This window comes from Murimonas intestini (assembly GCF_024622195.1).
GTDB classification, from domain to species: domain Bacteria; phylum Bacillota; class Clostridia; order Lachnospirales; family Lachnospiraceae; genus Murimonas; species Murimonas intestini.
Window position 1 is genome coordinate 43,232 of the sequence record NZ_JANKBI010000021.1, and the last position, 20,720, is coordinate 63,951.

18 protein-coding genes are annotated in these 20,720 nt (G+C 44.0%); 10 read left to right on the plus strand and 8 right to left on the minus strand.

What is annotated here, in order from left to right; translation table 11 throughout:
* Position 1: 1 nt before the first annotated feature.
* From rsmG to rpmH, 8 genes are all read right to left on the minus strand, one after another.
* A complete protein-coding gene (gene rsmG / locus NSB28_RS21775) occupies positions 2–730 on the minus strand; it encodes a 16S rRNA (guanine(527)-N(7))-methyltransferase RsmG (protein WP_109748626.1) in 729 nt (242 codons plus the stop codon).
* A gap of 1 nt (position 731) precedes the next feature.
* Positions 732–2,621, minus strand: a complete 1,890-nt coding sequence (gene mnmG / locus NSB28_RS21780) for a tRNA uridine-5-carboxymethylaminomethyl(34) synthesis enzyme MnmG (RefSeq protein ID WP_109748625.1) — start codon at positions 2,619–2,621, stop codon at positions 732–734.
* Positions 2,622–2,678: 57 nt separating this feature from the next.
* Positions 2,679–4,055, minus strand: a complete 1,377-nt coding sequence (gene mnmE / locus NSB28_RS21785; protein ID WP_109748624.1) for a tRNA uridine-5-carboxymethylaminomethyl(34) synthesis GTPase MnmE — start codon at positions 4,053–4,055, stop codon at positions 2,679–2,681.
* Positions 4,056–4,166: 111 nt separating this feature from the next.
* Complete coding sequence (gene jag, locus NSB28_RS21790; protein ID WP_109748623.1) at positions 4,167–4,997, minus strand: RNA-binding cell elongation regulator Jag/EloR; 831 nt, start codon at positions 4,995–4,997, stop codon at positions 4,167–4,169.
* A gap of 16 nt (positions 4,998–5,013) precedes the next feature.
* Complete coding sequence (locus NSB28_RS21795) at positions 5,014–6,279, minus strand: YidC/Oxa1 family membrane protein insertase (protein ID WP_109748622.1); 1,266 nt, start codon at positions 6,277–6,279, stop codon at positions 5,014–5,016.
* A gap of 39 nt (positions 6,280–6,318) precedes the next feature.
* A complete protein-coding gene (yidD, locus tag NSB28_RS21800) occupies positions 6,319–6,528 on the minus strand; it encodes a membrane protein insertion efficiency factor YidD (protein WP_109748667.1) in 210 nt (69 codons plus the stop codon).
* 5 nt (positions 6,529–6,533) lie between these two features.
* Positions 6,534–6,878, minus strand: a complete 345-nt coding sequence (rnpA, locus tag NSB28_RS21805; RefSeq protein ID WP_109748666.1) for a ribonuclease P protein component — start codon at positions 6,876–6,878, stop codon at positions 6,534–6,536.
* A 54-nt stretch (positions 6,879–6,932) separates the two neighbouring features.
* Positions 6,933–7,067, minus strand: coding sequence for a 50S ribosomal protein L34 (gene rpmH, locus NSB28_RS21810; protein WP_109748621.1), 135 nt, complete (start codon positions 7,065–7,067; stop codon positions 6,933–6,935).
* Between the two features lie 575 nt (positions 7,068–7,642).
* Between rpmH and dnaA the strand changes: the two genes are divergently transcribed.
* The 10 genes from dnaA (at position 7,643) to NSB28_RS21860 (ending at position 20,693) form a co-directional block, all read left to right on the plus strand.
* Positions 7,643–8,995 carry a chromosomal replication initiator protein DnaA gene (dnaA, locus tag NSB28_RS21815; protein WP_109748620.1) on the plus strand — a complete coding sequence of 451 codons (1,353 nt, stop codon included), beginning with the start codon at positions 7,643–7,645 and terminating at the stop codon, positions 8,993–8,995.
* A 241-nt stretch (positions 8,996–9,236) separates the two neighbouring features.
* Positions 9,237–10,340, plus strand: a complete 1,104-nt coding sequence (gene dnaN, locus NSB28_RS21820) for a DNA polymerase III subunit beta (RefSeq protein ID WP_109748619.1) — start codon at positions 9,237–9,239, stop codon at positions 10,338–10,340.
* A gap of 26 nt (positions 10,341–10,366) precedes the next feature.
* On the plus strand, positions 10,367–10,576 hold the full coding sequence (locus tag NSB28_RS21825; protein WP_109748618.1) for an RNA-binding S4 domain-containing protein: 210 nt from the start codon (positions 10,367–10,369) through the stop codon (positions 10,574–10,576).
* A gap of 11 nt (positions 10,577–10,587) precedes the next feature.
* Positions 10,588–11,670, plus strand: coding sequence for a DNA replication/repair protein RecF (gene recF, locus NSB28_RS21830; RefSeq protein ID WP_109748617.1), 1,083 nt, complete (start codon positions 10,588–10,590; stop codon positions 11,668–11,670).
* 29 nt (positions 11,671–11,699) lie between these two features.
* Entirely contained in the window at positions 11,700–13,625 is a 1,926-nt protein-coding gene (gene gyrB / locus NSB28_RS21835) for a DNA topoisomerase (ATP-hydrolyzing) subunit B (protein WP_109748616.1), read from the plus strand.
* A gap of 12 nt (positions 13,626–13,637) precedes the next feature.
* Positions 13,638–16,157, plus strand: coding sequence for a DNA gyrase subunit A (gyrA, locus tag NSB28_RS21840; protein ID WP_109748615.1), 2,520 nt, complete (start codon positions 13,638–13,640; stop codon positions 16,155–16,157).
* 35 nt (positions 16,158–16,192) lie between these two features.
* Positions 16,193–17,533 carry a MurT ligase domain-containing protein gene (locus tag NSB28_RS21845; RefSeq protein WP_109748614.1) on the plus strand — a complete coding sequence of 447 codons (1,341 nt, stop codon included), beginning with the start codon at positions 16,193–16,195 and terminating at the stop codon, positions 17,531–17,533.
* On the plus strand, positions 17,530–18,267 hold the full coding sequence (locus NSB28_RS21850) for a type 1 glutamine amidotransferase (protein ID WP_109748613.1): 738 nt from the start codon (positions 17,530–17,532) through the stop codon (positions 18,265–18,267). The genes NSB28_RS21845 and NSB28_RS21850 overlap by 4 nt, the downstream gene beginning before the upstream one ends.
* A gap of 62 nt (positions 18,268–18,329) precedes the next feature.
* Positions 18,330–19,172, plus strand: a complete 843-nt coding sequence (locus NSB28_RS21855) for an L-ribulose-5-phosphate 3-epimerase (RefSeq protein ID WP_109748665.1) — start codon at positions 18,330–18,332, stop codon at positions 19,170–19,172.
* 6 nt (positions 19,173–19,178) lie between these two features.
* Positions 19,179–20,693, plus strand: coding sequence for an FGGY-family carbohydrate kinase (locus tag NSB28_RS21860; protein WP_109748664.1), 1,515 nt, complete (start codon positions 19,179–19,181; stop codon positions 20,691–20,693).
* The last annotated feature ends 27 nt before the right edge of the window (positions 20,694–20,720 follow it).

Here is a 20,720-nt window from a genome sequence, read left to right on the forward strand (position 1 = left end):
TTTATTTTATGGGTTCTTTGGCGGGAAGTCCTGCTTTTCTGGGATAAGTTTTAGGGGTACTCTTAACCTTTTCTATAACTACCAGACTTCTCTCTATATCACTGCCCGGCAGCATAAATTTAACTACCTCTTTTTCTCTGCCCCCCAATAAAAAAACTGCTTTTTTTGCCTCTTTGTATTCTGTATCCACATTTCCCGATTTATATGATATAAACAGTCCCTTGTTTTTTGTATACGGTATACAATATTCAGACAGTGATGCCAGATTTGCAACCGCCCTGGATACTACAATATCAAACTGCTCCCTGTAGTCCTTCTGCCTTGCATAGTCCTCAGCTCTCCCATGTATTGTCTCTATTCCTGTAAGACCCAGCTTTGCCGTCACTTCATTTAAAAAATTTATCCTTTTATTCAGAGAATCCAGAAGCACAACTCTCAGATGAGGATACACGATTTTCAGTGGAAGGCCCGGAAAACCTGCCCCGGTTCCTACGTCCAAAAGAGCGCTGCGTTTATTAATATCAATAGCTTTTACTATTGAGAGACTGTCAACAAAATGCTTTCTCATGACCTCATCATAATCAGTAATCCCTGTGAGATTCATCACTTGATTCCATTCAATCAATATGTTGTAATAATTTGCAAACTGTTCTTCCTGTTTTTTAGAAAGCTGAATTCCCAGAGATTCACACCCTTCCGTCAAAACGTGGTTCTTTTCTATCTTCTCCATACTACTGCCCTCCTCTGTATCTTCTCTGCTCCAGATATACGAGTAAAACTGAGATATCCGCTGGCGATACACCCGATATTCTGGAAGCCTGCCCTATTGAAACCGGACCATACAGCTTGAGCTTCTGTCTCGCTTCGATGCGCAGACTCTGTATATCATCATAGTCAATATCCGGCGGTATCTTCTTTTCCTCCAGCTTCCTGAACTGCTCTACCTGCTTTAACTGGCGTTTTATATATCCCTCGTACTTAATATTTATATTTACCTGCTCTCCTGCCTGCCAGGGCAGTTCGGGCCTGTCCTCATCTATTTCCTTAAGCATCTCATAATCCAGCTCAGGGCGCCTTACAAGATCTCCCATAGTGACACTTGTCTTAAGAGGTGTGCTGCCGTGGGCCTCAAGGAAGCTCTGCACCGTCTTATTTGCCCCTACATGGAGATTCTCCACACGGTTTATCTCATCTTCTATCATCTTCTTTTTTTCCAGCAGAGCCCTGTATACCTCGTCTGAGACAAGCCCTGCCTCATGCCCCACAGGTGTCAGCCTCAGATCGGCATTGTCCTGTCTCAGCAGAAGCCTGTACTCTGATCTTGATGTCATCATCCTGTATGGCTCTCTGTTCTCTTTTGTAACAAGATCATCTATCAAAACTCCTATATAAGATTGTGAACGGTCCAGAATGATCTGTTCCCTGCCTTTTACTTCCAGTGCAGCATTTATGCCTGCTACAAGTCCCTGGGCAGCTGCCTCCTCATACCCAGAGCTTCCATTGAATTGACCTCCGCTGAACAGTCCTCTTATAGATTTAAACTCAAGAGTGGCTGACAGCTGTCTGGGATTGATACAGTCATATTCTATAGCATACGCATTTCTCACTATTTTTGCATTCTCAAGCCCAGGCACAGAGTGATACATTTCATGCTGGACATCCTCCGGCAGTGAGCTGGACATCCCTCCCACATACATTTCATTTGTGTGCAGGCCTTCTGGCTCAATAAAAACCTGATGTCTGTCCTTATCCGCGAATTTAACCACTTTATCTTCTATGGACGGACAGTACCTGGGGCCGGTACCTTCTATCATACCTGAATACAGAGGTGATCTGTCCAGATTTGCACGTATTATCTCATGTGTCTTTTTATTTGTATAAGTCAGCCAACAGGATTCCTGTTCGATCTGAACCTCTTCAGGGTCAGTAGAAAAAGAAAACGGTACTATCCTCTCATCCCCGAACTGCTCTTCCATCTTAGAAAAATCTACAGATCTTTTATCTATCCTGGCCGGCGTCCCTGTCTTAAACCTGTACATCTCCACCCCATTTGCCTTTAGTGAATCTGTCAGATAGTTTGCAGCCTGAAGGCCGTTTGGCCCTGTATAGGTACTCACATCCCCATATATACACCTGGCCTTTAAATACGTGCCTGTACAGAGTATACATGCCCTGCAGTTATATACAGCTCCGGAATATGTCTTTACCCCTTTTAACACACCGTCTTCTACAATGATCTCCGTCACCTCTGCCTGAACGATCTGAAGATGGTCGGTATTTTCAAGGATTTTCCTCATTCTCCTGCTGTACTCTGCCTTGTCCGCCTGCGCCCTGAGTGAATGTACTGCCGGCCCTTTTGATTTATTGAGCATCTTAGACTGTATGAATGTCCTGTCTATATTTTTGCCCATCTCGCCTCCCAGGGCGTCTATCTCCCTGACCAGGTGTCCCTTTGAGCTGCCGCCGATATTAGGATTACAGGGCATCAGCGCAATACTGTCTACACTGACAGTAAATACTATGGTATCCAGCCCCAGCCTTGCACATGCCAGCGCCGCCTCACAGCCTGCATGTCCTGCTCCCACCACAACAATATCTGTATTTTCAACCAACGTGTTCATCTGTCTTTTCCTTTCTCTGAAACGGCAGCCTCATCTGACGGCTGCCGCCCCTCCTTTTCACTTACCCATGCAGAATTTGCTGAATATTTCATTTACAAGGTCTTCCCCGACACTCTCACCTATAATAGTTCCAAGCTCTTCATAGGCGCTCATCAGGTCTATAGAATAAAAATCCTCCGGCATTCCCACTGCTATGCTGTCCCTCACCTGAGAAAGACTCTCTTTAGCGCTGACAAGAGCCGCCTTATGCCTTATATTAGTAATATACACCTCATCATTAAAGGAAATATCTCCTTTATAAAACATACTCTTCAGCTGGTTTTCCAGCTCTCCGATTCCTGTATTTTCTTTAACTGATATAGATATGACAGGTCCTTCCACCTTATCAGAGAGCATCTCTTCTGTAGTAACAGCCTCCAGATCTGCTTTATTTAACAGTACGATAGCCTGCCTTCCTCTGAGCATCTCTATGATCTGCTCATCATTGTCATCGAGACCAGTAGATGCATCCACTACATAAATGATGAGATCTGCATCCTTCGCATACTCCTTTGCCCTGGATACGCCGATCTGTTCCACCACATCCTTTGTATCCCTGATCCCTGCCGTATCTATTATGTTCAGGCTGATGCCTGACAGGCTTATATTCTCCTCCAGGATATCTCTTGTGGTCCCCGCTATGTCAGTGACGATGGCTCTCTCTTCCCCCACAAGCAGATTCATAAGAGAAGACTTGCCTGCATTTGGTTTGCCCACTATGACTGTCCGGATGCCCTCTGCCATGACCCTGCCGTCCTCAGCAGAATCAATCAGCCTGCCCAGCTTTCCCTGCAGTTCATCAACTACACTGTCCAGTTCTCCGGGATATCCCTCCAGACTGATATGCTCCGGATCATCAAGGGCTGACTCAATATATGCAATATGATATATGATCTTCTCCCTGATGCTCCTGACTGCCTCCCTCACAGACCCCTTCAACTGGCTGAGAGAACTCTTTAGCGCATATTCATTTTTAGCCTGTATAATATCCATGACGGCCTCTGCCTGGGACAGGTCAAGTCTTCCATTCAAAAAAGCTCTCTTAGTAAACTCTCCCGGCTCTGCAGGTCTGGCCCCGTTTTTTACAGCTGTATCAAGGACCCTCCTCATAGCGTAGACACCTCCGTGGCAGTTTATTTCAACTGTATCCTCGGCGGTGTAACTCCTTGGCCCTCTCATCAGCATCACAAGTACTTCATCTATTACCTCATCCCCGTCTTTTATAAAACCGTAATGTATAGTATGGGATTTCTGGTCAGACAGCCTCTTCCTGCCACCCTTTGAACTGTAGATCCTGTCAGCGATGGCAAATGATTCACTCCCGCTTATCCTGATTATGCCTATCCCTGAACTGCTCATGGCCGTAGAGACAGCCGCTATTGTATCTCCCTGCATAAAAATACCTCCTGACACTAAAAAAGAATGTTATTTCCGGGCATAATTAACCAATCCTATTGATTATTCGTGCTTTGACCAGGAATAACATTCTCTTATATACTGCTGTATTTATTTTTTTAAAGTAATTACAACCTTGCGGTAAGGCTCTTCACCCTCGCTGTGTGTTGACACATAAGGATCGTTCTGAAGCGCGGAATGTATGATCCTTCTCTCATACGGATTCATAGGCTCAAGGAACACCGGCTTTCTGGTCCTCTTTACTTTTCCTGCAATGTTCCTTGCAAGGTTCTCAAGAGTTTCCTTCCTTCTGTTCCGGTAATTCTCAGTATCCACTTTAACCCTTACATACGCTGATTTCCCTTTATTTACAACAAGGCTGGTCAGATACTGAAGTGAATCAAGCGTCTGTCCTCTTTTTCCAATCAATATTCCCATATCATCGCCTGAAAGATCTACGATCATATTGTCATCTTCAAACACGGCGTTTATCTGCACATTCATGTCCATTGACTTAAAGACATCATCTAAAAACTTTTTGGCACGGGAAATTGCTTCTTCTTCATTTACGGGGACTTTCGGTTCTGTCTTTCTGACGTCTGTTTTTTTAGGCTCTTCTTTTTTCTCTTCTCTTTTGATTTCCTGTTTCCTGGGCTCAGATTTCTTTACTTCCTGTCTCTTCGGCTCCGGTTTTCTGGCCTCCTGCTTCCTGACTTCAGCCTTCTTCTCTTCCTGAAGCTTAAGTTCAGCAAACAGCTCATCCTCAGATTTCTTTCTTCTGGCTCTGATAACAGCCGGCTTGCTGCCTATACCGAAAAATCCTGAACTTCCAGTTTCAAGCACTTCATACTCAATGTTATCACTGGTGGTTTCCAGCTGAATCAATGCTTCTGTTATAGCATCGTCCACAGTCTTCGCTGAAACTCTGATATACTCCTCCATAACAAGCCCTCCTAATTTATTTTTTCTTATTCTTCTCGTTGAACTGTTCTACCATCCTCGCCTTAGACGCAATGCTTCCCGGCTTCGCACTGCCGCTCTTGTAGTACTCTGTAGACTTCTCAATGGTTTTTGCTCTTTCCTCAGCAGTGATCTGCTTTTTCTGGCTGTTCTGAGGATTCTGGATATTCTTTACATTAGTTTTTGCCTGATTTGTAATCTTCTGAGGCGGCAGCCCCTGTTTAGCACGTTTCTTATTAACTTTATCCAGATTCTTCTTAACAAGCTCATCCACATCCACTTTGTCCATATGCTTGTTCACGATCACCTGCTGGACAGAACGTATTACAGCACCTGCGATCCAGTATAAGCCCATACCTACAGGAAGTGTAAAACAAAATACAGCTGACATGATAGGCATTACTGTATTCATTGTTTTCATGGTATTGCCCATAGTGCCTGTATTCTGGTTGCCCGTATCAGCCTGAGGAATCAGCTTTGTATTAAGCCACTGAGTCACACCTGCCAGAACAGGTACAAGAAGCGCCCCTATTACAAGCAAGATTGCTCCTGAAGCCATACCGCTCTGTATAATACTGAACGGTGAATCTGCTATATTCAGTCCCAGGAAATAGTTCATGTGGTCCACTTGCCCCTGAACACTGCCTATTACTGATGACAGATCAGGAAACTGAGATGAAAGCGCTGTCCAGTTTTCCGGTTTAAACTTATAGAGGACATCCACAATGGAATCAGCTGTAAAGCCCATCTTTTCAAAGTTGACCTGGGCCTGGGCTGCATAATCATTTAAAAATGTCTGAGCTGCACTATTGCCAGCCAGCTTGTCCACCAGGGGGATAAACGCATCTTTTACCTGTGTAACGTATGCCGGCACATTCCAGATTACTTTATACAATGCAAAGAGGATCGGCATCTGAATCAAAAGCTGGAGACAGCTTCCCATAGGAGACACGCCATACTTCCCATAAACTGCCTGGGTCTCCTCATTCATCTTCATCATGGACGCCTGGTCCTTTTTATCTTTATATTTCTTCTGTATTGCCTGAAGTTCCGGGTTCATCTTAGCTGAAAGCTTTGAAAATTTCTGCTGCTTAATTGTCAGCGGCATCATCAGCATATAGATGATAAATGTAAACAAAATAATTGTGAGACCTATATTCTGAATTGTCATCAAGCTTAAGAAGCTGAAAATGGCATTCATAATATAGCCCAGGACACTGGCTATCGGTCCCAGAATAAATGTTGTACTCTTTGTTAATAACATTGTGATTGTTCCTCCTGATTCTTACCTCTTCTACGGATTTTACGGAACCGGATCATAACCGCCCTTTGAAAACGGATTACACCGCAGTATTCTCCAGCAGGCCAGAATCGTTCCTTTAATTGCACCATATTTCTCAATCGCTTCCAGCCCGTATGTAGAACAGGTAGGAATATAAGGGCATTTTGTCCTCTTTAGTGGTGATAAATATTTTCTATATAATTTAATCATAGTGATTAATATTTTTTTCATATCCATCAGATCTTTTCTGTTAATATTTTATGAAGCCCGGCCAGATGCAGAAGCGCACTCTCCATTTCCCTGTAGCTTATACTCTTTGCTGTGGGCCTGGCAACTGTTATTATATCATATCCACATTTAAACTCTTCTTCATGCAGGCGATAGCTTTCCCTTAACAGTCTTGTCAGATGATGTCTCACGACACTGTTCCCGACCTTCTTACTTACAGATATCCCCAAACGGTTCCTCTCCAGGTTATTTTCGGCAATATACATCACCAGATATTTATTAGCTCTGGAACTGCCTTTCCTGTATACCGTCTGGAAATCCCTGTTCTTTTTCAACGATTCTGAAAATTTCATAAAGCCATCCTTATCAAGTTTTACAAAGAGAAGAAAAGGCCACAAATATGCGGCCTATGCTGATAATGTTTTTCTTCCTTTTGCTCTTCTGGCAGCTAAAACTTTTCTTCCGCCTTTTGTACTCATCCTAGCTCTGAATCCATGAACTTTTGATCTTGAGCGTTTTTTTGGTTGGAATGTCATTTTCATAATCTGGCACCTCCTTTATCTGCCCCTCATATCTATTCGAAATGGTAAACAGTTTTTTTTGTTAAAAAACATCATTTCAATTATATTCATAAAATTATGGGAAGTCAAGTAAATACTTGATTTTTTTATATTTTTTAAAAATAATTTCCACTATCCACACCAGTTTACGTAACGTTATCCACACAATGTGGATAACTTGTGCATAACTTTTGGACCAGCTGTGAAAATATATTGATAATTATTCACATATCCTTTATTTTCAAGGTCTCAGCTATGTTAATACACATTTTCACAGTTATTCACATCTATGTGGAAACCAAAACCTATAATCACATGCATTCACATCTATCCACACCCTTGTCCACCGCTTTTCCACGGGATGTTATCCACATAATCAGGAAAGTTACTCACAATTCTAAAATTTTTGATTGATAAATTGCAGAAATTAGTTTAATATTATATCCAGAGGCAGTGGCCTCATTGCGTCCAAAATCAGGAATCTGGCTTGGAAATAGGCCAAAATGTGGATAAATTCCAATATTTTACCCTAATCGGAATGTAAGGAGAAATATTCAATGAACGACATAGCAGAAAAATGGGACGAGATCCTATATACGGTAAAAATAGAACATGAGCTGTCGGAGGTTTCATTCAGTACCTGGCTGAAGCCGCTGACAGTACATAGCATACAGGAGAATACTGTGTATATCCTGGTTCCGAGCCAGCAGATGGGATTAAATTATATAAGTAAGAAGTACACTCTTCCTATTAAAGTGGCAATTGCAGAGATCACAGGCAGGAACTATGATATAGAATTTATACTCCCGGACCAGGCCCAGAGCATCGAAGCTGCCCAGAAACCTGCTGCGTCCTCATTAAATGAAAGTATAGAGAGGGCAAACCTCAATCCAAAATATACATTTGACACTTTTGTGGTGGGCGGAAATAACAATTTTGCCCATGCTGCCTCCCTGGCAGTAGCCGAATCTCCCGGAGAAATGTATAATCCTCTGTTCATATACGGAGGCGTGGGACTGGGCAAGACCCACCTTATGCATTCAATTGCACACTTTATATTAGAAAGAAACCCTGAGACACGGGTGCTCTATGTCACAAGTGAAGCCTTTACAAATGAACTGATTGAGGCGATCCGAAACGGAAATAACACGGCAATGACAAAATTTCGTGAAAAATACAGGAATATCGATGTTCTCCTGATCGACGATATTCAGTTTATCATAGGAAAGGAGTCCACTCAGGAAGAATTTTTCCATACCTTTAATGACCTGCACGGCAATAAAAAGCAGATTATCATTTCGTCCGATAAACCGCCAAAAGAGATGGCTACCCTTGAGGGACGTCTCCGGTCCAGGTTTGAATGGGGCCTTATTGCCGACATCTCATCTCCTGATTATGAGACAAGGATGGCCATACTCCGCAAAAAAGAGGAGCTGGACGGCTATACAATTGATGATGAGGTCATCAAGTATATCGCAACAAACATTAAGTCCAATATACGTGAGCTTGAAGGCGCACTGAATAAACTCATGGCTTTCAGCAATCTGGAAAAACGTGAAATCAATGTAGCTCTGGCCGAGGAAGCCCTGAAGGATATTATCTCGCCTGATGAAAAGAAGGAGATCACACCCCAGCTCATCATTGACATCGTGGCAGAGCACTTTCATATAAAACCTGAGGATATTAAAGGAAATAAGAGGAACTCAGAAATCGTACTGCCCCGGCAGATTGCCATGTATCTGTGCCGGGATATGACAGAGACGCCCTTAAAGGCTATCGGAAATCTGATGGGCAAGCGTGACCACACTACCATCATACACGGCGCTGAAAAAATAACAAAAGAAATTGAAAAATCGGATACTATGAGAAACACCATAGAGGTGCTGAAGAAGAAGATCAGCCCTTCATAAAGTTATCCACATTTTCATGTTAACAATAGAGGGATTTTTTGTGCACCAAAGTGGATAGAAAAAGTTATTATTTTTTATACTTTTGCTTTCCGTGCGTTTTAAACACATTTATCACCTTAAGAAAAGCCTTTAACATCAACGCCTTTCTTAATTATTCACATAATCACACACTCTACGGATGTGACTACGGACTTTTTTAATAATTATTTTAATAGCAAACCAGAAGGGAGTTATCCACAACATGAAATTAACCTGTTCAAAATCTAATTTATTGAAAAGCGTCAATATTGTAATGAAAGCAGTACCGGCTAAAACAACAATGCCGATCCTGGAATGTATTTTAATTGATGCCTCTGCTAATGAAATTAAATTTACATCAAATGATATGGAACTGGGTATTGAGACAAAAGTAGAAGGAAACATCATTGATAAAGGCATAGTTGCTCTTGATGCGAAAATATTTTCAGAGATCATCAGAAAATTGCCTGACAGTGATGTAACAATAGAGACAGACAGCAATCTTCAGACACTTATTACATGTGAAAAAGCCAAATTCAGTATATCGGGAAAATCAGGGGAGGACTTTTCGTACCTTCCATATGTGGAAAAGAATGATTTTATAACTCTTTCACAATTCACATTAAAAGAAGTGATCCGCCAGACCATATTTTCTATTGCAGCTAATGAGAATAACAAGATGATGACAGGTGAACTGTTTGAGATAGAAGGCTCCAGGCTGAAAGTGGTTTCCCTGGACGGACACAGGATTTCCATACGTAAAATTGAACTAAAAAATGAATATCCGAAGAAAAAGGTTGTCGTTCCTGGAAAGACACTCACAGAAATAAGTAAGATTTTATCTGGAGAAACAGAAGATATGGCAGATATTTTCTTTACAGATAATCATATTGTATTTGAATTTAATAATACAGTGGTAGTTTCCAGACTTATTGAAGGCGAATATTTCAGGATTGACCAGATGCTCTCCAGCGATTATGAGACAAAGGTGGAGATCAATAAAAGAGAGCTGCTTGACTGTATAGACAGGGCTACCCTGCTTGTCAAGGAGGGAGACAAGAAACCTATCATTATCCACATTGGCGATGAGGCCATGGAACTGAAGATTAATTCACAGATAGGTTCTATGGATGAAGAAATTGACATCAGGAAGGAAGGCAAGGATATCCTTATCGGATTCAACCCTAAATTCCTTATTGATGCTCTGCGTGTTATTGATGACGAGACTGTGACTATCTATCTGGTAAACCCGAAAGCACCCTGTTTTATCAGAGATGAAGAGCAGTCATATATATACCTGATACTTCCGGTGAATTTCACCGCATAGGAGAGGATAAAAAGAAAGGCAGCACAATGGAAACAATAAAATTACGGGATGAATATATTAAACTTGGCCAGGCGCTCAAGGCTGCCGGGCTTGTGGAAACAGGCGCTGATGCAAAAAGCGTGATACAGGACGGTCAGGTCCTTGTCAATGGTGTGACTGAGTGCCAGAGAGGCAAGAAATTGTATGACGGCGATGTGGTTACTTTTGACAGGGAAACCATAAAAATTGTTAAATAGTTGGTGCAGACATGGTCATAGAATCAATAAGGCTTGATAATTTCCGGAATTATGATTCGCTGAAGCTGAAGTTTGACAGCGGCACGAACATTTTCTACGGAGACAATGCCCAGGGAAAGACAAACATACTGGAGGCTGTGTTTCTGTGCGGCACCACTAAGTCCCATAAGGGAAGCAAGGACAGAGACCTCATCAAGTTCAACCAGGATGAATCGCATCTGAGGATGAGGCTTCGGAAGAATGACAGTCCATATAAGATCGATATGCATCTTAAAAAGAATAAGACAAAGGGGATTGCCATCAACGGGATCCCTATCAGAAAGGCAAGCGAGCTTTTTGGGATAGCCAATATGGTGTTTTTTTCTCCGGAGGATTTAAACATCATTAAAAACGGACCTTCCGAGAGGCGCAGGTTTATGGATGCCCAGCTCTGTCAGCTGAATAAGGTCTATCTTTTTCAACTGTCAAATTATAACAAGATACTGAACCAGAGGAATAAGCTGTTAAAGGAGATAGGATTCAGGCAGGATTATCTGGATACCCTGGATATCTGGGATATGCAGCTGGTTCAGTATGGGACAAAGCTTATAAGAGAGCGGGAGATGTTTGTCTCCAGGCTCAACGGAATTATCGAAGGCATCCATAGGAAGCTTTCAGGCGGCAGGGAAGAGCTTAAGGTGTCCTATGAGAAAAATATAGAGGCTGACAATTTTGAGAAGCAGCTTTTAAGAAACAGGGAGAAGGACTTAAAGCTTAAAATGACCATGACAGGTCCGCACAGGGATGACCTGTGCTTTGAGATAGGGGGAGTGGATATCAGGAAATTCGGCTCCCAGGGCCAGCAGAGAACGGCGGCCCTTTCACTGAAACTGGCTGAAATAGAGCTGGTGAAGCAGGAAATTAAGGATACGCCGGTATTACTGCTTGACGACGTCTTGTCTGAACTGGACGGAAACAGGCAACACTATCTGCTGGAGAGCATACATGATATCCAGACATTGGTGACATGTACGGGAATCGATGACTTTGTGGAAAATCAGTTTAAAATTAATAAAGTATTTCATGTGGTGGACGGTGCCGTCTATCCTGCATAGGGATACTTCAGGACAATAGGAGGATATATATGGGTACGGAATTTGAAGAAGAATATGGAGCGGACCAGATACAGATTTTGGAAGGTTTGGAAGCAGTCCGCAAAAGGCCTGGAATGTACATTGGAAGTACCTCCGCCAGGGGCCTGCACCATCTGGTGTATGAAATCGTAGATAATGCGGTGGACGAGGCGCTGGCAGGGTATTGTGATACGATTCAGGTGACCATTAACAAAGATAATTCAGTAACAGTCATTGACAACGGAAGGGGTATCCCTGTCGGAATCAACCATAAATCAGGTCTTCCTGCTGTTGAAGTAGTATTCACGATCCTTCATGCCGGAGGAAAGTTCGGCGGCGGGGGATACAAGGTATCAGGAGGACTTCACGGTGTCGGCGCTTCTGTTGTAAATGCTCTGTCCGAATGGCTGGAGGTAACCATCTACAGCGAGGGCAAGGTATACAGGCAGCGCTATGAGCGCGGCAAGGTAGTTTACAAGCTGAATGTCATCGGTGAATGTGACATGGAAAAGACAGGTACCATGGTTACATTCCTGCCGGATAAGGAAATATTCGAGGAGACAGTATTTGATTTTGGAGTTTTGAAGCAGAGGCTCAGGGAGATGGCTTTTCTCACAAGGAATATCAGGATCATCCTGAGGGATGAGAGGGAAGAAGAACCTGTTGAGAAGGTGTTCCACTATGAAGGCGGCATAAAAGAATTCGTGACATACCTGAATAAAGGCAAGACACCTCTTTACCCTGATATCGTATTCTGTGAAGGCTCAAGAGATGGGGTTTTTGTGGAAGTGGCCATGCAGCATAATGACTCTTACACAGAGAGCTCCTACAGTTTTGTAAATAATATCACAACGCCTGAGGGAGGAACACACCTGACAGGCTTTAAGAATGCTCTGACAAAGACATTTAATGCATATGCGAGAACAAATAAACTGATAAAGGACACGGAATCACTCTCAGGAGAGGATATACGTGAGGGGCTTACCTCCATCATCAGTATCAAAATTGAGGAGCCGCAGTTCGAAGGCCAGACGAAACAAAAGCTGGGTAATACAGAGGCCAGGGGAGCAGTTGAAAACGTAGTTTCCGACCAGCTGATGATATATCTGGAGCAGCATCCCCAGGTGGCAAAGATGATACTGGATAAATCCATCATGGCCCAGAGAGCCAGGGAAGCGGCAAGAAAGGCAAGAGATCTGACAAGAAGGAAATCTGCCCTTGACGGTCTGTCACTGCCGGGCAAGCTGGCCGACTGCTCAGACAAGGATCCAAAAAACTGTGAGATTTATATCGTCGAGGGTGATTCTGCCGGCGGTTCTGCAAAGACAGCCAGAAGCAGGGCAACTCAGGCCATCCTGCCGCTGAGAGGAAAGATACTGAATGTTGAGAAGGCCAGGCTGGATAAGATTTATGGAAATGCAGAGATCAAGGCTATGATCACGGCATTTGGCACTGGTATCCACGATGATTTTGATATTTCAAAGCTGCGTTATGACAAGATCATAATCATGACTGATGCCGATGTGGACGGGGCGCATATCAGCACCCTGCTGCTGACCTTTATATACAGGTTCATGCCGGATCTTATCAAGGAGGGCCATGTATATCTGGCAAAGCCGCCTCTTTTCAAACTGGAAAAGAATAAAAAAGTCTGGTATGTCTACAGTCCGGAAGAGCTGGCTAAGTTAATCGATGAAGTAGGAAGGGACCAGAATAATAAGATACAGCGTTACAAAGGTCTTGGAGAGATGGATGCAGAGCAGCTCTGGGAGACTACTATGGACCCGGAGAGGCGTATCCTTCTCCGTGTGACGATGGACGAGGAAGCTACTTCCGAGCTGGATGTTACCTTTACGACCCTGATGGGTGACCAGGTAGAGCCGAGAAGAGAGTTCATTGAAGAGAATGCCAAGTACGTACAGAATCTGGACATCTAGGAGGGGAAGTAATTGGAAGACAATATTTTTGACAAGGTTGAGGAAGTAGATTTAAAGGACAGGATGGAGAAGTTTTATATTGACTATGCCATGAGCGTGATCGCTGCCCGTGCCCTTCCCGATGTGAGGGACGGGCTGAAGCCCGTTCAGAGAAGAGTCCTGTACTCAATGATAGAGCTGAACAACGGACCAGACAAGCCGCACAGAAAATGTGCACGTATTGTCGGTGATACAATGGGTAAGTACCATCCCCATGGTGACAGTTCCATCTATGGAGCTCTCGTTAATATGGCCCAGGAGTGGTCTACCCGGTATGTGCTGGTGGACGGTCATGGGAACTTTGGTTCAGTAGACGGTGACGGCGCTGCCGCCATGCGTTATACGGAAGCCCGCCTGAGCAAGATATCAATGGAGCTGCTGGCTGATATAAATAAAAATACAGTTGATTTTATGCCTAACTTTGATGAGACAGAAAAAGAACCTGTAGTCCTGCCGTCCAGATACCCGAACCTGCTGGTAAACGGGACAACAGGCATCGCGGTAGGTATGGCCACGAATATACCGCCCCATAATCTGCGAGAAGTCATCAAAGCAGTTGTGAAGATGATAGACAACAGGATCGAAGAAGACAGGGAAACTTCCATCGAAGAACTCATGCAGATCATAAAAGGGCCTGATTTTCCCACAGGCGCCCAGATACTTGGGACAAGAGGTATAGAAGAAGCTTACAGGACAGGCAGGGGAAAGGTACGTGTCCGTGCTGTGACTGAGATAGAATCCATGCCAAACGGAAAGAGCAGGATACTTGTATCAGAGCTTCCGTACATGGTAAATAAGGCAAGGCTGATCGAGAAGATAGCTGAGCTGGTGAGAGATAAGAAGATTGACGGGATCACCAGCATCATAGATGAATCCAGCCGTGAAGGAATGCGTATCAACATAGAGCTGAGAAGGGATGTCAATGCGAATGTGATCCTGAACCAGCTGTACAAACATACCCAGCTTCAGGATACATTTGGGGTCATCATGCTGGCTCTTGTCAATAACGAGCCGAAGGTAATGAACTTAAAGGATATGCTGCACTACTATATCCAGCACCAGGAAGAGGTCGTTACCAGAAGGACTCAGTATGAGCTGAACAAGGCGGAGGAGAGGGCCCATATTTTAGAGGGTCTGCTTATTGCACTTGACAATATTGATGAGGTTATCAGGATCATCAGAGGGTCACAGAATACCCAGCTGGCCAAGGAAGGACTCATGGAGAGGTTCGGCCTGACAGACCCGCAGGCACAGGCAATCGTGGACATGCGTCTGCGTGCTCTGACAGGTCTGGAAAGAGAGAAGCTGGAAGCAGAATATAAAGATCTGATGGAGAAGATATCATACTTGAAGTCTATACTTGGAGACAGGAATATCCTGTTGGGCGTGATCAAGGAAGAAATACAGCTGATCGCAGATAAATACGGCGATGAGAGAAGGACAAGCATTGGCTATGACGAGTTTGATATTTCCATGGAGGATCTGATTCCAAGAGAGAATGTTGTCATAGCTATGACAAAACTTGGATATATCAAACGTATGACTGTAGATAATTTCAAGAGCCAGAACAGGGGCGGCAAGGGAATAAAGGGAATGCAGACCATCGAGGATGACTATATCGAAGACCTGCTCATGACAAGTACCCACCACTACCTGATGTTCTTTACGAATACAGGAAAGGTGTACAGGCTGAAAGCTTACGAGATTCCTGAGTCCAGCAGGACAGCCAGGGGAACAGCGATCATCAATCTTCTGCAGCTCTCGCCGGACGAGAAGATCACAGCCATGATACCGATCAGGGAATATAAAGAGGGACGTTATCTCTTTATGGCAACGAAAAACGGAATCGTGAAGAAAACACCTATCACAGATTACGCAAATGTAAGGAAGACAGGACTGGCTGCAATCAGCCTGAGAGAAGATGATGAGCTGATCGAGGTCAAGTCTACGAATAATGAAAAAGATATCATCCTTGTGACAAAGTACGGACAGTGTATCCGTTTTAATGAGACGGATGTAAGGAGCACGGGACGTGTATCAATGGGAGTTATCGGTATGAGCCTCGCAGATGGGGATGAGGTAATAGGCATGCAGATGCATACACAGGGAGAATATCTGCTGATCGTATCTGAGAAGGGGATGGGAAAACTGACTGCCATGTCAGAATTTACCCCTCAGAACAGGGGCGGCAAGGGTGTTAAATGCTATAAGATCATGGAAAAGACAGGAAATGTCATTGGCGTTAAAGCTGTAAATATGGACAATGAGATTATGATAATCAATACAGCCGGAATCATCATCCGCATGATGTGCAGCGATATATCAATGCTGGGAAGGGTAACATCAGGCGTGAAGCTGATGAACATGGAAGACGGGGAATCTGTTGCGAGCATCGCTAAAGTAAGGGAATCCTCCAACAAGACAGAGGAAGATATGCTGAAATCTCTTGAACAGGATTTGAATGAAGATTCAGAAGGGGAAGCAAAAGGCTAATCTGGGAAATAAATAATAAAATGAGGGCAGTGTAGATGAAGATACGCAGATTACTGGCAGTCTGGACTTCGAAAATCATAGGAACAGCCTGCCGCCTTACAGGGCGGCAGGGTGTAACCCTTGCAGGACAGCTGGCTATCAGGATATATCCTGGTATTTTAAAGGAGCTTTCGCAGGAAGTAAGAGAGAAGATTTTCGTAGTCTGCGGAACAAATGGGAAGACAACAACAAATAATTTGCTTTGCTCTGCAATTGAGGCAGAGGGGAAAAAAGTAGTATGCAACCATACCGGATCAAATATGATAAATGGTGTGGTTTCTGCGTTTGTGCTTTCAACTAAGTTAAATGGAAAATTAGATGCGGATTACGCATGCATTGAGATAGATGAGGCCTCCACGGTGAGGATCCTGCCTCATTTTGCACCTGATTATATGGTTCTTACTAACCTGTTCAGGGATCAGCTGGACCGTTACGGGGAGATCGATATTACTATGGATCTGCTCAGAAAAGCCATGGATATGGCTCCTGAGATGACTGTTATCGTCAATGGGGACGATTCCCTGTCAGCCTATCTGGCCATGGAAAGCAATAATGATTACCGTACATATGGCATCGGCGGGCAGGTGATAGAGGAGGAAGACACCAGGGAGATCAGAGAAGGACAATTCTGCAAGCGCTGTGGTGAAAAGCTGTCTTACCATTTTTACCACTACAGCCAGCTTGGAGATTATGAATGTCCCAACTGCGGATTTAAAAGGCCGCCCCTTGACTTTGATGCAAAGAACATAGAGGTGGGGAGCAGGCTTTCCTTTGAGATAGAGGGAAAGAGAATATCAGCAGGATACCGGGGATTCTATAATGTTTATAATATCCTGGCGGCTTATGCAGCCTGCCGCTGTGCAGGAATGGAGGTAAAGAATTTCCAGAAGATGCTGGATGAATTCAATCCTCAGAATGGTAGGATGGAAAATTTCAGGATAGGGGATACAGACGTGATCCTGAATCTGGCTAAGAATCCGGCCGGCTTCAATCAGAATATATCAGCTGTCATTCAGGATGAATCACTTAAGGATCTTATCATTGTCATCAATGATAATGACCAGGATGGCATTGATATCTCATGGCTCTGGGACGTGGATTTTGACAGGTTTAAGGATGCAAATGTAAACTCTATTACAGTAAGCGGGCTCAGATGCCAGGATATGAGACTGAGGCTGAAATATGTTGACATACCTTCCAGGCTGGATTCAAGTGTGGAGGGAGCCATCCGGGAAAGACTTGAAAACGGCATAGGCAACCTTTATGTTCTTGTCAATTATACAGCTCTGTTTTCAACCAGAAATGTACTTAAGAAGATGGAGGAGGAAAAGATATGAAGCTGACTATAGGACATCTTTATCCTGACCTTCTGAATCTTTATGGTGACAGGGGAAATATCCAGTGCCTGATGAAGCGCTGCCAGTGGAGAGGGATAGAGGCTGAGACAGTAGAATTCAGAATAGAGGACAGAATAGATTTTTCAGAGCTGGACATCGTGCTGTTAGGAGGCGGGTCTGACAGGGAGCAGAAGCTTGTTTGTGAAAAGCTGCAGACTATCCAGAAAGATTTTAAGGCTTATGTGGAAGATAATGGGGTAGTGATCGCAGTGTGCGGCGGTTACCAGCTCCTTGGAAATTATTATAAGACAGGCAGTGACTTCATGGAGGGGCTGAAGCTGGTGGATCTGTACACAGAGCAGGGGGACGGCAGGCTCATTGATAATGTTGTTATAAAAAGTGATCTTTTTGACCGTCCTGTAGTTGGATTTGAAAACCACGGAGGGCGCACCTACATTAAGAAAAATAAGGCTCTTGGCAAGGTTCTTTATGGTTTTGGGAACGACGGCAAGTCAGATGAGGAAGGCGTAGTATATAAAAATGTGATAGGTACTTACCTGCATGGTCCGCTTTTGCCAAAAAATCCTCATGTGGCTGACTATTTGATCAGAAATGCCCTTGAAAGGCAGACAGGACAGAAAATATCTCTTGAGCCATTAGATGACAGGCAGGAGATAGAGGCAAACCAATATATTATAGACAGGTTTGTTAAGAGCAGCGGAAAAGGAAAATGAATGTCCGGATCAAACTGATGATCAGGGACAGGAGGTCTATTCATTTAGGGAAAGGGCAGAATATGAAGAATTATACATTGGGGCTTTATGAGAAAGCAATGCCGGAGACTTTAAGCTTCAAGGAAAAGCTGAAGTCAGCCAGGAAAGCCGGGTTTGATTTTGTGGAGCTCAGTATTGATGAGACGGATGCAAAGCTCTCAAGACTGGACTGGACAAAGGACGAACGCCTCAGACTGGTAAAGACCATGTATGGAGAGGGAATCCATGCCGGCAGCATGTGTCTGAGCGGACACAGAAAATATCCGCTGGGCAGCGCTGATGAAGATACATGTAAAAGAGGAATGGAGATAATGGAAAAAGCCATCGGTCTGGCTGAAGATCTGGGAATACGCATCATTCAGCTGGCAGGCTATGATGTCTATTATGAGGAATCCACCCCTGATACAGTAAAAAGGTTTGAAGAAAATCTGGAGAAGGCAGTACATATGGCTTCCAGGGCAGGAGTTCTTCTGGGATTCGAGACAATGGAGACAGAGTTTATGAATACAGTTGAAAAGGCTATGCGTTATGTGAAGAAGATAGATTCTTCTTACCTGAATGTATATCCGGACTGTGGAAATATTAAAAATGCCGCTCTTACATACGGCACTGACGTGTATGAGGATATCAGATGCGGAAAAGGCCATACAGTGGCAATGCACTTAAAAGAAACTCTTCCCGGTATATTCAGAGAGGTGCCATACGGAACAGGCCATGTGGATTTCCAGAAAACGATAGATACAGCGTGGGAGACAGGTGTCCGCAGATTTGTGACAGAATTCTGGTATAAGGGAAGCCCTGCCTGGGAAGCTGACCTGAAGTCAGCACAGAACAGGATGGCCAGAATATTGGATAAGGAAAGGTAAATGCATATGAACTATTTAATGGGCATTGACAATGGGGGGACTTTTTCAAAGGCAAGTATTTTTGATGAAAATGGGAATCAGATAGCAGTAGCCAGTGTGCCCACAGAGACGATCACACCGAAGCCTGGTTACACTGAGCGCGATATGGACGAACTCTGGGAGGTAAATGCCAGGGCCGTCAGGGAGGCAATAGAGAAGAGCGGCATCAACCCTTCTGATATCCAGGGCGTATCTTTTTCAGGCCATGGCAAAGGGCTTTACCTGGTGGGTGAGGATGGAAGGCCTGCCTATAACGGTATCATTTCCACAGATATGAGGGCGTGGGAGTATATTGAGAAGTGGTCTGAGGACGGGACAAAAGAAAAAGTCTATGAGAAGACATTCCAGGAGATCCTGGCCTGCCAGCCGGTGGCCCTTCTGGCATGGCTGAGGGACCATGAACCACAGGTACTTGAGAAGACAAAATACATATTTTCTGTAAAGGATTATATCAGGTACAAGCTTACAGGTGAAGCCTTTGCTGAGTATACGGATTTTACCGGGGGAAATCTGGTAAACATGAACACAAAGGAATATGACAGGGAGCTTCTGGCACTCTACGGACTGGAAGAGATATATGACAAGCTGCCGCCTCTTATGTATTCAGCAGATGTATGCGGATGCATAACGCGTGAAGTGAGTGAGAAGACTCTTCTTCCGGCGGGAATCCCGGCAGCAGCAGGCATGTTTGACGTAGATGCCTGCGGTATAGCTTCCGGCCTTTCAGATGAGAGCCAGATGTGCATGATAGCAGGGACATGGAGCATCAATGAGTATATTGCCCGGGAACCGATAGTGAATGGCACAGTAGCATTAAATTCTATGTTCTGCATACCGGGATATTACCTTATAGAGGAGAGCAGTCCCACATCTGCGGGAAATATGGAATGGTTCATCAGAAATCTCATGGGCTATGAAAAGGCTGAAGCGAAGGCTGAAGGAGGATCTGTATATGATATCACAAATGAATGGGTGGCATCAGTGGACCCGAAGGAATCAAATGTGATATTCCTGCCCTTCCTCAATGGTTCAAATGAGGATCCTCTGGCAAAAGGTACGTTTATAGGCCTGACAGGCTATCACAATAAACGTCATATGCTTCGGGCAGTATATGAGGGAATCGTATTCTCACACCTGACTCATGTGAACAAGCTTCTTCGAAACAGGGAGAAGCCCCGGAGCATAAGGCTTTCAGGAGGTGCAGCAAACTCAGACGTCTGGGTACAGATTTTTGCTGATGTACTTCAGATTCCTGTGGATGTTATTGAAGACAAAGAATTGGGAGCACAGGGTGCAGCCATAGCGGCAGGAATAGCTGCAGGTATCTATAGCGACTACCAGGATGGCATAAATAAAACTGTGAAGATAACAAAAACAGTATATCCCAGGATAGAATACAAAGAAATTTATGAGGAGAAATACAGAACATACAGGAGCGTTATAGAAGCTCTGGCGCCTGCCTGGAAATGTTTCAGAAACTGATCAGGGCAGGGAGTAACCGGATTATAG

What these genes read in the sequence shown, in the direction of transcription:
- NSB28_RS21845 (WP_109748614.1), top strand. Translation starts at nt 16,193, where the DNA reads ATGAAGATACGCAGATTACTGGCAGTCTGGACTTCGAAAATCATAGGA.
- mnmE (WP_109748624.1), bottom strand. Translation starts at nt 4,055, where the DNA reads ATGCAGGGAGATACAATAGCGGCTGTCTCTACGGCCATGAGCAGTTCA.
- recF (WP_109748617.1), top strand. Translation starts at nt 10,588, where the DNA reads ATGGTCATAGAATCAATAAGGCTTGATAATTTCCGGAATTATGATTCG.
- NSB28_RS21860 (WP_109748664.1), top strand. Translation starts at nt 19,179, where the DNA reads ATGAACTATTTAATGGGCATTGACAATGGGGGGACTTTTTCAAAGGCA.
- NSB28_RS21825 (WP_109748618.1), top strand. Translation starts at nt 10,367, where the DNA reads ATGGAAACAATAAAATTACGGGATGAATATATTAAACTTGGCCAGGCG.
- rpmH (WP_109748621.1), bottom strand. Translation starts at nt 7,067, where the DNA reads ATGAAAATGACATTCCAACCAAAAAAACGCTCAAGATCAAAAGTTCAT.
- rsmG (WP_109748626.1), bottom strand. Translation starts at nt 730, where the DNA reads ATGGAGAAGATAGAAAAGAACCACGTTTTGACGGAAGGGTGTGAATCT.
- dnaN (WP_109748619.1), top strand. Translation starts at nt 9,237, where the DNA reads ATGAAATTAACCTGTTCAAAATCTAATTTATTGAAAAGCGTCAATATT.
- dnaA (WP_109748620.1), top strand. Translation starts at nt 7,643, where the DNA reads ATGAACGACATAGCAGAAAAATGGGACGAGATCCTATATACGGTAAAA.
- NSB28_RS21850 (WP_109748613.1), top strand. Translation starts at nt 17,530, where the DNA reads ATGAAGCTGACTATAGGACATCTTTATCCTGACCTTCTGAATCTTTAT.
- gyrB (WP_109748616.1), top strand. Translation starts at nt 11,700, where the DNA reads ATGGGTACGGAATTTGAAGAAGAATATGGAGCGGACCAGATACAGATT.
- rnpA (WP_109748666.1), bottom strand. Translation starts at nt 6,878, where the DNA reads ATGAAATTTTCAGAATCGTTGAAAAAGAACAGGGATTTCCAGACGGTA.
- yidD (WP_109748667.1), bottom strand. Translation starts at nt 6,528, where the DNA reads ATGAAAAAAATATTAATCACTATGATTAAATTATATAGAAAATATTTA.
- jag (WP_109748623.1), bottom strand. Translation starts at nt 4,997, where the DNA reads ATGGAGGAGTATATCAGAGTTTCAGCGAAGACTGTGGACGATGCTATA.
- NSB28_RS21795 (WP_109748622.1), bottom strand. Translation starts at nt 6,279, where the DNA reads ATGTTATTAACAAAGAGTACAACATTTATTCTGGGACCGATAGCCAGT.
- mnmG (WP_109748625.1), bottom strand. Translation starts at nt 2,621, where the DNA reads ATGAACACGTTGGTTGAAAATACAGATATTGTTGTGGTGGGAGCAGGA.
- NSB28_RS21855 (WP_109748665.1), top strand. Translation starts at nt 18,330, where the DNA reads ATGAAGAATTATACATTGGGGCTTTATGAGAAAGCAATGCCGGAGACT.